Source organism: Ruegeria sp. YTSA064, assembly GCF_059610325.1.
Window position 1 is genome coordinate 1 of sequence record NZ_JBXWNK010000025.1, and the last position, 10,847, is coordinate 10,847.

A 10,847-nucleotide genomic window follows, 5' to 3' on the forward strand; every position below is an offset into this window, starting at 1 on the left:
CATCAACAACACGGTCACAAATGTGAGGGTCGTATTCAACTTGTCTTCCTTCCTGCTCACGCCAAAGGCTTACGCTTCACCAAAGGCACATCGTGCCCTATTCAATTCAATCGCAACAGGCGGGATCAGGTAAAGAGATTACCGTGCATTCTTCGGACATCGCGTCCGGACTGTGATACGAACGCTGATACAAGGATATGGTCCAAGCGCGAGAAAATTGAATGGCAGAAAACAAAGTGTTTCCGTCAAAACCTACAATTTCACGGTGTTTCTGCAAACTTAGACGACTCGCTTTTACGGCCAGCTTGGTTGCGGCAGCCTTCTTGCCTTGGACCGATTTTGCCTACGCCGAAAGTGCTGGTTTGGTTCTGGTCGATAAATTCAAGGTGGCAGACAAATCAGAGGGATTTTCAGAGCCTTCCGGTTTGGCAATGTCTAACACTGAAGGCTTCTTGTGGTCTGTAAGTGATGCCGAACCTAAACTGCACCTACTCGGAGTCGACGGGGTATTAGGAAACTCTTTCAAGTTGCCAGCATTGGCAGGATCAGATTTGGAGGGTGTTGCACCTCGAAAAGATGGGTCTGTTTTGGTGCTTCAAGAAACTGACCGATCAATCCTAGTCGTTCACCCAACTGACCCCATTCAACTGACGACAATACCTCTCGCATCTCTTAAAGGTTACCCGACCGCCGCTGAATTACTCGTCGGCAACCCTTTGAATAAGGGACCCGAAGGTATCGCCGTTGACCCGGAATCCGGGCGGGTCTTCGTTGGCATTGAGGGACAACCAAGGTTGTTAATGGTTTTATCGCCAGAGCTAGACGAAATTATTGAGATCATTCCTTTAGCCCGCGATGCAGGTTTTATCTCCGAGCGTGTAGATGATGATGAACTGGATTTGAGCGGCCTGGCATGGTCCCGGTCCTCGCGTTCTCTTTGGATTGTGAGTGACAAAGGCCGTCAGATCTTCATCTACAATCCAGAATCCAAGTCCGTAAAGTCTATCAGTTTGACGTTCACAGAAGATGGAAAACAAAAAGAAGTTAAACATCCCGAAGGGATCGCTCTCGATGAGATCAGAGGGCTTCTCTATATCCTGACAGATGATGCCAAGAAATCGCGGCTTTATGTTTTTGAGCAACCGGAGTTGTGAGGACTGTCCTACTAGTTCTCTACTCTGCATGGTTGAAAAGCGGGGTTGTGTAAATGAGTGCCGTCTTATGTGCAGCATATTAAGTAAATCTGCGCTCTGTTCGATATGTTTCTAAAAAACATCACCCATCAATATATTCGAATAGCGTCAGGTTCACACATGCGAACCATGTAATAACATTGGGCTTCAACATGCTCAGTCACCTTAAGGTTATCGATAATGCCCGTATCCAATTCGGTTGTAATTGCGATCATTTGCACTTTAGTGGCCTTTGTTGCAGTTCCAAAATACAGCATTGCCCAAACCTGGGACATCGCATCACAGCACTCTGTCAGCGGCGTAACGGTATATGATACGGATGAGCTGTTAACGTTTGCCGGTCAGTTGGCTTTTGATCGGTCAGGGCGCATCACAGCGGTGGATGTCGCATCAACGATCACGCAGATCTACCGAGAAGACGGTTACTTCTTGGCTGAGGCCTGGCCCGGCCCCGATGGGCAGAGCATAATTGTTGATGAAGGGCGCATTCAAACCATCGAAATTGAAGGCGTAGATATTCGTACGTTCCAAACCCTAGAGAAGATTTTTCAGCCCCTCACCACCTCCTATCCCATAACGCTGAAACGATTTGAGCGGGCGGTTATGCTAGCCGAGGACATACCTGACTTGGAGTTGTCGACCGAACTTGATTACCCGGATCAGGCTGGTGCTCGGCTGAGAGTATTGGGAGAGCCTCTGCGCAAACAAGCCGGGAGTGCGACACTCGACAACCCTCCGCGTGAGCTTGGAGAAGCGCTCAGCTTCTATGTCGTGCAAGAGTTTTATTCAACGCTGACCGTCGGGGATTTGCTGCGATTTGAGGGATCAGGCAACTACAATTGGGACAAGGACGATGAGCACTCTTTATGGGGCGCTCTTACCTATCGCACGCCGCTGAACAGCAATGGTCTGTACGGTGAGATCTTCTACGGGAACATAAACGCAAAACGTGACCTCTCAGGGGACTTTGCGAGAACAGATATTGACGGCGAGAACTTCACAGTCGCGATGGGTTACCCCGTGATCCGAGATGTGGCCCGTTATGGATATCTTCTGCTGGACTATCGCCTTTCAAAAGCGGATTCAGTCAGTGGTGGCGTACCACTATCCAGTGACGCGAGTGTCGTTGGCCTTACATATCTTTACGGGCAAAACTATCCAAAGGGACAAGCTCTGGAAGCGGGGCTAACCTTATCTTTTGGTGACAATGACAACGACACGACAGACGCGAATTTTGACGACGGGGACTCTTCGTTCTGGCATCTACGAGGCGGCATCGGATACGAAAGCCCACTAACGGGCTTGTCGCCCAACACAGCTTGGCGCACCGAGATTTGGGGGCAGTACACAACAGACCGGCTGCCCTCTGTCGAAGAGTACTTCCTTGGTGATCGTTATGCTTTGCGCGGATATCGTTTTGACGAAGTGGATGGTGATTCCGGGATTTCCGCGATTTTCGAAGTGTCTCATTCCTACTTCCCCAGTTCCCAGAGCATACATCGCTTAACGCCCTTTGCCTTTTTCGACGTGGGTTACATCTCGAACAATGACCCTGCGAGTTTTGAAGTTGACAATGCTACACTGGCATCGACAGGTCTTGGGTTGGACATTGAGTTTAAGCAAAATCTATTCCTGTCCGGATATGTAGGTGTCCCTTTGAGAGACGGTCCGTTGACCGACTCAGGCGATCCTGGCGCGTATCTTGCTCTGACAACAAGTTGGTGAGGATGTTATGAAACTGAACAGAATTGCGTTACTTACAACAGCTTGTTTGATTGCAGAACTGGCCGCTACACAGGTCGTTGCCGGCGGAAATCAGTACGGGTGGTGCCGTGGCGTGGGGAATCCTCACCAGTCAAGCCAAGGATGCGGGCAGGCCGGTGGGCAAGGAACAGGTAATCAAATTACCGGCCCAACTCAGCCGGTAGCAAATCAGTTGCCGCCTAAGGGAACCCAGCAAACGCCCACATCCGTTACTGTTCCAGTCCTTGCGCCGGGCGCGGTTCCGAACGCAATTCCCGGTCAGGTTCCTATCGCGACACCAATAGCGGTTCCCGGTCAGGTTCCCACGCCGGTAGTAGCGCCGACCCTAGCTCCGCCTTTGACTCCAAATGCGACTCCAAACCGGGTTCCGACAGCCGTTCCAAATCAGGTTCCGCCATTGGCTACCGGGCCTACCGCGGTGCCGCCGCAAGTTCCGACTGCAACTCCCAATCAAGTTCCGATAGCTATCCCTGGCCAGGTTCCGCCTCAACCTACCGGCCCAACAGCGGTGCCGCCACTTGTGCCCACCGCGACACCAAACCAAATACCAGTCGCAGTTCCTGGTCAGGTCCCGCCTCAGCCCACCGGTCAAACTGCTGTGCCACCGCTCGTCCCGACTGCAACACCAAACCAAATTCCGGTCGCAGTGCCCGGCCGTGTTCCGCAACCCAGCGGTACAACAGCGACGCCACCGCTTGTCCCAACAGCAACCCCCAATCAGGTTCCCACGGCGGTTCCTGGCCAGGTTCCACAGTTGACACCAAAACCTACGGCAACTCACGTGGCCGTCCCAGGGCATCCGAAACCACAAGGCGTCGTGACGATCATGCGTCCCAAGCCGAGGCCGACAACCGGTACTGTCCAACAACCTGGCACAACACAAGTGTCCCACCATTTAACCCACCAAAGCAATGCGAAGAAACACGATCACGTCGCAGCAACACCTGGGCGGCATGATCCGCACGACCTACCGAGATTCCGCAACGCGGCGGCCAAGGAAGACTGGGAATGCGTTGCCAGCGGATTTGGACAGCGCCGTTATGATGCTGGGCGAGGCGTGTTGCTGAACAACGGAGCGTTGCGGCACCTCGGAAACGTGGACGCAATGGCACGCGATGTACCGGCACGACATCCAAAACACTCTGGCTGCATTATTTCGGTCAAACGAAAGCAGCAGTAGCGCCAGGCACATCTTGAAGCCTTAGAGGAATTCTTCCGAGTGGGAAGCTGGTTTCCAACCAAGGTTAAGTTGAAGAATAGACATCAACCGAAGGTGTCATCTCTCAGAAGGTTAATGAGGCATATCCACACTTTCATTGCAAGCCTTTGAGTTTCCGACGATGGCCCTTCAAAACCTCGCTTGCATCGCAATCCAGCCGTCGGAGCGTATAATGCGAATATGACAAGAGATATTGAATCTAACGCTCAGACAATTGCTGATGCCCTGACCTCTGCCCAGCAGATACCTAAACTGTCTTCAGAGGCAGGACAGCTATCGCTGGATGACGCTTATTCGATTGCTAGTCGTGTCCGCGAGATTCTGGACAAAGAAAGAGTTGGCAGAAAAGTCGGCTTCACGAACCGCACGATTTGGCCTGTTTACGGTGTGGATCAACCCATTTGGGGAGAGGTCCACGCAGATGGGCTGTTTTCGACTGATCAGCCGGTAAACTTGGCAAGGTATTCAGAACCGAGAATCGAGCCAGAAATCGTACTGGGCCTTAAACATGCACCAACAGCTGAAATGAACAATGAGCAGTTGGCAGGTTGCGTGGAGTGGGTCGCTCCAGGATTTGAAATTGTGCAATCGATTTATCCCGACTGGAAATTCTCGGTCGAAGATTCAATCGCAGCACAAGGATTGCACGGCTGCCTTGTTCTTGGCGACAAAATCGCGGCGACGCATGATGTCTTGACCGGCTTGGCAGAGGTGCCACTAGCATTGTTCAAGGGCACCGAGGCCATCGAGTCCGGCAAGGGTGAAAACGCGCTTGGAGGCCCAATTGAAGTCCTGGCTCATCTTGTGTCTGACGTCAGCGCCCATGGGACAGTTTAGGTCGATTTGATAAGAGAGGGTTTCTGGCTCATCGTAACTGCCAAGGAGTGGAGATGAGAAAGAAACCCGGAACCAAGCAGAGCCACGGTGAGAAGGTCGTAAAGGACATTCGCCGTGCGACCCGCAAACAGTACTCCGCAGAAGAGAAGATCAAGATCGTGCTGGACGGCCTAAAAGGCGAGGACAGCATTGCAGAGCTCTGCCGCCGTGAAGGCATCGCGCAGAGCCTCTACTACAGCTGGTCCAAGGAATTCCTGGAAGCCGGCAAGAAACGTCTGGCAGGCGACACGGCCCGCGCGGCAACTTCCACCGAAGTGAAGGATCTGAGACGGGAAGCCCGTGATCTGAAGGAGGTGGTTGCCGAACAGGCTCTTGAACTGCGGTTGCTCAAAAAAAGCATGATCGCGGATGGGGGCGACGGTATTGAGCAGTCTCGTGACAGATTACGGAGTCCGTCAGAAGACTAATGCAATGACGTTCTTCGTGATGGAGCAAGCGGCTGTATTGTCCCGCGCCACTTTGAGTCTTGAATATGACTGGTTGGGTGAAACCGCTCGAAAATGGCTATTACCGCGTGCATTCGAGTTGTTCTATACCAACAGGGAACTCGCTGCTCTTGCCGAAGACCTCGGGCACAGTCATCCCCCATTTACATGGACCTCGGAACGTCGAGCCCATATCCAAGCCGAAATCGACGCTGCGATGCTTCACCTCTACGGATTGGACCGCGAGCAAGCTGAATGGATCCTGGACTCGTTCACAGTGCTCCGGAAGTACGAGGAACGCGATCATGAAGAATTCCGCACCAAACGGCTGGTTCTAACGGCTTACGACGCAATGACTGCGGCCAAAGCATCAGGAACCGCATACCAAAGCCCTCTGTCTCCACCGCCAGGAGACCCCAGTCTCTGCCATCCTGCCTCGACCACAGAGGCGGCACAGTGATGTTTTGGTTGCAAGCATCAGTGCCCCGCATGGCTCTAGCGGAAATCCGCCAACACGGCGAATACCCCACCCGCCGCCTCGTCCTAGAAGCCTGGGACTGGATCGAGGCCAACGGCGACTTCAGCGCGATGGGGATGTAAAGGATGGAATTCTTGCTGGCCGCGTTGTTCGTCCTCGCTTTGCTGGTCTTTTTGCTCTGGCTCTTGCTGGCGCTAATCCTCCGCGGGGTGCGCCTAGTCGGTTGGGACACCAACATTTCCTTTGAGCGCGTAGGTCGCTTCATCGGACAGCGCAAAGTGCCGTGTATATCGCCTATCCTGCGGTTCTTTGAAGAAAGAAAGGCTGAACGGGAACGACGCGAGGAGGACGCGCGACGCAAAAAAGCAGAGGCAGAAGCCGTTGCCCGTGCAGAGCGCGACAGGGCACAGATGCAACATGATGCGCTGGTCGAGCGGCCAATCCCTCCGGATATCAAGCGAGATATGCGCGCCTTTCTGGATGGCTCCTTCGTCGGTGAAGACCGCTCGCCCTTGGCCTATGTCGGATACAGGGTAGGAAAGACCCGTGGTCTTGCCAGTCGTGAAAGACAAAAGCGGCTGGATGTCTGTTTCCGGATCGAGATCCCATCAGACCTTGATCCAAAATACCAGGGATGGGGCGCACCCGCGACATACCAGCGGTTCCGAACAATCGAGAAGCATTTAAAGATGCTGGCAGACTTGCGGCGCGGTCGAAACAACCAAAGGTTTGCTGTCGCAGATTGGGAAGAAGACCGCGAGTGGTTTCTGCGCGAGTACCGCGAATTGGCCGGATTGTTGCAGCGCCACCCTCCACGGCGTTACTGGTGAAGTGTAGCTATGGCAATTGAGTCTCCCCAATCTTTTGTAACTTATTCCGCCAGCGAACAAGCGGCGTGGCAGAACGGCTTCCGCAAGAAACTCGGCCAAGAAAATGGATGGGCGGCTTTCGGATCGACAACGGCGAGAGGAACGATTTTTCTAGCGTCAGACAGTGAAAACGGATCCTGGTATGTCGCAATCGACCACCCGGGCGTTGTCGCCGAGCTTCCATCTCCAAAAGCTCACGTCACACACCCCGGTATCGCCGCCTACAGCGCCGCACAGATGTCCGAGTTGTATCCTGTGCTAACCCGCATCTACGAGCTGTCCGTGAGCCTGCCAGACGGCCCTCTGGAGGAATTTCAGGCTGCAACCGATGGTTTGCCGGAGAAAACCGAGGCAGAGCGGTTGGTCAAGCAGCGCATTGGTCAGGATATTTTCAGAAATCGATTGATCTCTTATTGGCAGGGTCGCTGCCCGATTTCGGACATTTCTGACACTGAACTCCTTAGAGCCTCACACATTAAGCCGTGGAAAGACTGCGAAACTGATGCTGAGCGATTGGACGTCCACAACGGAATTTTGCTGTCAGCATTATGGGACGCAGCATTCGACAAGGGTCTGGTGACTTTTAAGGACGACGGGACACCTTGGTTTTCGAGTAAACTGTCCGCGCCGGCAATGAGCTCGTTGTCCGGACATTCCAAGCGGATCTCTGGTCTAACTGCTGGGCACAAGGAAAACCTGATCTGGCATCGCGATCAGGTGTTCAATCCTTGAGAAACTGAAATCTATCCTTTAGCACCCGCATAAGGCGATTTACCTGCTCTTCTCTGCACTATTATCGCGAAACAATGCAAACTTATGGGCAAATCTTGCAAACTTATGGGGTGCATGAAGGTTTGTGCGCGTCCCTACAATTACGGTGATCGCTGAGGCCGAGCTCCGTGAGAAAATCATAATCCTTCGTGGTTTTCACATCCAAGGCTTAGAGGCGAACCGATTGGGTGTAGCGCGGCTAAGAACAATTAGCCGTTACGTATTGGAGACTGTGAACTATGACGAACTCATCATTGAAGGCGCTCGCCGAACGACTGGGGCCAGTCAAGGACGTCGTCCGAAACCAATCCGGATCAAAAGGCTCAATCGCCCTGGTTAGCGCATCAAAAAACCCTGACATCATTCAGGCCTCTCGCGCGCTTGCGAAGTGCGGCATCTCGCTTCTCAAAGCCAAACGCGCTGTTGAGCAGGTTGCTACAACGGGAACAACTGCACTGATCTTGCTCCCCAAAATCTCAGATTTGAAGGAACTGCTAGCTGAGCTGAAGCAGGCTGGCGTCAAGGCTGTCTCTACAACGCCGGACAAGGGTGTGAACCTCCCGCGGTTGAGGAAGCGTCTCGGCTATACTCAAGAGCAATTCTGTGTTGCGTACGGCTTTGAGGTGAAGACGTTTCAGAAATACGAGGATGGTAGCCGCACGCCATCAGGACCCACTGCAAAGTATCTCTCAATGATCGAGAAAGATCCGAAAATCATGGAGAAAATCTCATTGAAAGAGTGAATAATTGATTTGAGAACGATGCCCAGAGAGCCGAGCGAATTCGAGCTGGGTAGTCTTGCCGCGCAAAAGCGTGAAGTCAAAGTGCTGAGCCTATTCTTCATAGACAGCGTAGATTTCTACCGTCAGTACGATGGGGACGGAAACATCGTAAAGGGCAAGTATGCCCTTATGTTCGAAGAGGAGTATCGGAATCTGGCCAAGCATCCCGATTATCAAACCCTCTTCGAGAAGGTCGATCTCGATATCGAAGCCGATGAAGTGCACAACGGCTACTTCTCCATCGACAAAAAAGGTGGTTGGACCGAGACGGCGGAAAACAACCAGGCCAACCGCGACAACGCAGAGCGCGCAGCTGGACCATCAGTCTGGAAAACCCTGAGCAAACGGTGAACTTGTCTGCGGCTCAAGTTCAGAAAATTTGCGGCGGAAACCACCGTCATTCGGCCTTGGGAAACCTGGCTCAGCACTTCTATTCGATTAAGCTCGCGCTCGCTCATGACAACCAATCCCATGTCCGCTCGCCCTCAATGATTTTTGAGGGTACAGTGACATTCCTGAATTGCTCATGGGTGACATTTTAGCTTTGCGGCTACATCATGAAAACTCTCATAATATACATTATGTTAATAATATTTCGTTGTTTATATATAGCTTTTTAAAGCCCAGCTTTTTCTGACAATACCATCTTTGGGCTCTATTCGAACATTGAAGGAATTCTTCTTGATGTTTGCTGTGCGGACAAAGTTGCCATAGGCTAAATGGTTGTTGAGGACCGGTCTCAGCCCTAATCGGACATTCGAAACTGAGCTTTGCAAATCCCGACAAGCGGACATAGCATTAGTTCGCTGCATTTGCTCGAATCTCGGCAATTTCGCCAGTGCTTGGATCAGAATCGAGCTTTCAGCGAAGCCTTCGAATTTTGCCGGTCATCCTTAACCCATCGCGAATGTTCAATCCCATCATCGCGAGGTTGGCTGCGCCAGCGATCAACTCAATCACCTGAACTGTGAAAAAGGTGCTGTCGAACTCGCCAGCAGCGGCTTTGCCAGCCAGAAACCAAGCGGCCGGTACGAGGATCAGCAAGCCGTTCAATGCAATGACAGGCATTCGGGTTTTCTTGGCCTTCGTCAGCGCATCCTTGCGTTTCCGGCCCATTGCCATGCCCGATCCGCCAGCAATCGCCATTGCCGGGATGAGGATGAACATGCCTTTCAGGATCAATGCCTTGACGGTTGCGACCGCTTCATGGCTCGCAAAGAGTTCGCTGGTGGCCGTTGATGTCCAGAAGAGGAGGATCATCACAAAGCCGATGCCCCCTGCGATGGCGTGAATCTTAGTTTTCATAGCGGTTCACTCAAATTGGCTCTTGGAAAGGATTTCGTCAGGCCGTGCAGCAATTCGGCACCGCAACCTTCTCAAACAGATGGGGGGCGGTCACAGCGCTTGAGGGATAATGGCTGAGCTGCTGCTGAAACTCGGGGTTTGAAAACGCCGCGTGGAAATCCGCAACAGACTCCCAGACCGCGTAGTTCAGGTACATGCTGCCGTCGCCAACGGCTTTGTGCAGTTGGGTGCTGATGTAACCCGGTTGCTTCTTCATCCATTGGGCATCGCACTTCCAAGCTTCTACCAAGGCGACTTGGTCAATTGGGTCGACTGTGAAGAGATTGACGAGAACGACGGGTCCAGCGTCGATGTTCAATTGCCGTTCAATGGGAAACTCTGGGTCGAGAGGTTTGAAACTGACCATTTCGGTACTCCTTGAAAGTAGCTTTGATTTGGTGTCATGTTGTCATATTTAGGAAGCATCAAGCACAATGACAACGTGTTGTCAAATAAAATGAGGAGTCGTTATGCCGGATGAACGAAGGACCGAAGAAGGAAAAGCCGTGACAGCCTTGATACTGGATGTGTTTCGGTTGAACGGTCGATTGCAGCTTGCCGGTGATCGCCTCGTATCAGAACTCGGTTTAACAAGTGCTCGATGGCAGATTCTTGGTGCCATCGCCTATTCTGATCGACCGGAATCCGTTGCCTGGCATGCACGGACGATGGGCGTTCACCGGCAGGGCGTACAACGGATCATCAATGAATTGAGCAAAGAAGGCATGGTGGAGTTTCAGCCGAACCCTCACCATAAGCGGGCGCACTTAGTCGTACTGACCCCAAAGGGGCAGGAGTTGTTCGAAGCCGCGATTGCGAGGCAAATCCCATGGGTGAATGAACTTTCGGAAGGCCTGTCGCCAGATGATATTGCGACAGCGCAAAATGTTGTCGACCGTCTCAAAACACGTCTCGAAGAAGCCTCAACGCGGCAAGATCAGAACCCGACCCAAAGCTGACGCTCATAGAGAGTGCGGCACCGGTCAAAGTGGGCTCGTAGTCGACCTTCGCTACCTGGCCCAACTGACCCGAGCGTGCATGTGTGGACGCCTCCGGGAACGCAAGCAGAATCTTGTGGTGATTTTGGGGAAATGCGGTCGAGTTC

At 52.6% G+C, this 10,847-nt stretch carries 14 protein-coding genes and 2 pseudogenes; 12 read left to right on the forward strand and 4 right to left on the reverse strand.

Annotation, left to right across the window (positions count from 1 at the left end; all coding sequences use genetic code 11):
* The first annotated feature begins 221 nt into the window (after positions 1-221).
* Both AC2FI7_RS22570 and AC2FI7_RS22575 read left to right on the forward strand, forming a co-directional pair.
* Complete coding sequence (locus AC2FI7_RS22570) at positions 222-1,154, forward strand: SdiA-regulated domain-containing protein (protein ID WP_142639638.1); 933 nt, start codon at positions 222-224, stop codon at positions 1,152-1,154.
* Positions 1,155-1,373: 219 nt separating this feature from the next.
* On the forward strand, positions 1,374-2,918 hold the full coding sequence (locus tag AC2FI7_RS22575) for a ShlB/FhaC/HecB family hemolysin secretion/activation protein (protein ID WP_496694465.1): 1,545 nt from the start codon (positions 1,374-1,376) through the stop codon (positions 2,916-2,918).
* 530 nt (positions 2,919-3,448) lie between these two features.
* On the opposite strand, the gene AC2FI7_RS22580 is transcribed toward AC2FI7_RS22575, so the two are convergent.
* On the reverse strand, positions 3,449-3,709 hold the full coding sequence (locus AC2FI7_RS22580; protein WP_481668348.1) for a hypothetical protein: 261 nt from the start codon (positions 3,707-3,709) through the stop codon (positions 3,449-3,451).
* 131 nt (positions 3,710-3,840) lie between these two features.
* Between AC2FI7_RS22580 and AC2FI7_RS22585 the strand changes: the two genes are divergently transcribed.
* From AC2FI7_RS22585 to AC2FI7_RS22625, 9 genes and pseudogenes are all read left to right on the forward strand, one after another.
* Entirely contained in the window at positions 3,841-4,137 is a 297-nt protein-coding gene (locus tag AC2FI7_RS22585; RefSeq protein WP_496833703.1) for a hypothetical protein, read from the forward strand.
* 219 nt (positions 4,138-4,356) lie between these two features.
* Positions 4,357-5,013, forward strand: coding sequence for a 2-keto-4-pentenoate hydratase (locus tag AC2FI7_RS22590; RefSeq protein WP_496833704.1), 657 nt, complete (start codon positions 4,357-4,359; stop codon positions 5,011-5,013).
* Between the two features lie 53 nt (positions 5,014-5,066).
* Positions 5,067-5,434: pseudogene (locus AC2FI7_RS22595) on the forward strand (transposase); the annotation flags it as partial.
* Between the two features lie 14 nt (positions 5,435-5,448).
* Positions 5,449-5,958, forward strand: a complete 510-nt coding sequence (locus AC2FI7_RS22600) for a hypothetical protein (RefSeq protein ID WP_496833706.1) — start codon at positions 5,449-5,451, stop codon at positions 5,956-5,958.
* The gene (locus AC2FI7_RS22605; RefSeq protein ID WP_496833708.1) at positions 5,958-6,098 is read left to right on the forward strand and encodes a hypothetical protein; all 141 of its coding nucleotides are present in this window, start codon (positions 5,958-5,960) and stop codon (positions 6,096-6,098) included. Before AC2FI7_RS22600 ends, AC2FI7_RS22605 begins: the two co-directional genes overlap by 1 nt.
* Positions 6,099-6,101: 3 nt before the next feature.
* Positions 6,102-6,806: a hypothetical protein gene (locus AC2FI7_RS22610; protein WP_496833710.1), complete on the forward strand. Its 705-nt coding sequence runs from the start codon at positions 6,102-6,104 to the stop codon at positions 6,804-6,806.
* A gap of 9 nt (positions 6,807-6,815) precedes the next feature.
* Positions 6,816-7,577: an HNH endonuclease gene (locus AC2FI7_RS22615; RefSeq protein WP_496762363.1), complete on the forward strand. Its 762-nt coding sequence runs from the start codon at positions 6,816-6,818 to the stop codon at positions 7,575-7,577.
* 278 nt (positions 7,578-7,855) lie between these two features.
* On the forward strand, positions 7,856-8,359 hold the full coding sequence (locus AC2FI7_RS22620; protein ID WP_496833711.1) for a helix-turn-helix domain-containing protein: 504 nt from the start codon (positions 7,856-7,858) through the stop codon (positions 8,357-8,359).
* Positions 8,360-8,377: 18 nt separating this feature from the next.
* On the forward strand, positions 8,378-8,749 hold the full coding sequence (locus AC2FI7_RS22625; RefSeq protein WP_496833713.1) for a hypothetical protein: 372 nt from the start codon (positions 8,378-8,380) through the stop codon (positions 8,747-8,749).
* 17 nt (positions 8,750-8,766) lie between these two features.
* On the opposite strand, the pseudogene AC2FI7_RS22630 reads toward AC2FI7_RS22625, so the two are convergent.
* From AC2FI7_RS22630 to AC2FI7_RS22640, 3 genes and pseudogenes are all read right to left on the reverse strand, one after another.
* Positions 8,767-8,871, reverse strand: a pseudogene (locus AC2FI7_RS22630) (hypothetical protein); the annotation flags it as partial.
* Between the two features lie 388 nt (positions 8,872-9,259).
* Positions 9,260-9,703: a hypothetical protein gene (locus AC2FI7_RS22635; protein WP_170768127.1), complete on the reverse strand. Its 444-nt coding sequence runs from the start codon at positions 9,701-9,703 to the stop codon at positions 9,260-9,262.
* Between the two features lie 37 nt (positions 9,704-9,740).
* A complete protein-coding gene (locus AC2FI7_RS22640; RefSeq protein WP_170768125.1) occupies positions 9,741-10,109 on the reverse strand; it encodes an antibiotic biosynthesis monooxygenase family protein in 369 nt (122 codons plus the stop codon).
* A gap of 103 nt (positions 10,110-10,212) precedes the next feature.
* Here AC2FI7_RS22640 and AC2FI7_RS22645 point away from each other — a divergent pair, with 103 nt between their 5' ends.
* Positions 10,213-10,701, forward strand: coding sequence for a MarR family winged helix-turn-helix transcriptional regulator (locus tag AC2FI7_RS22645; RefSeq protein ID WP_170768124.1), 489 nt, complete (start codon positions 10,213-10,215; stop codon positions 10,699-10,701).
* Positions 10,702-10,847 lie beyond the last annotated feature (146 nt).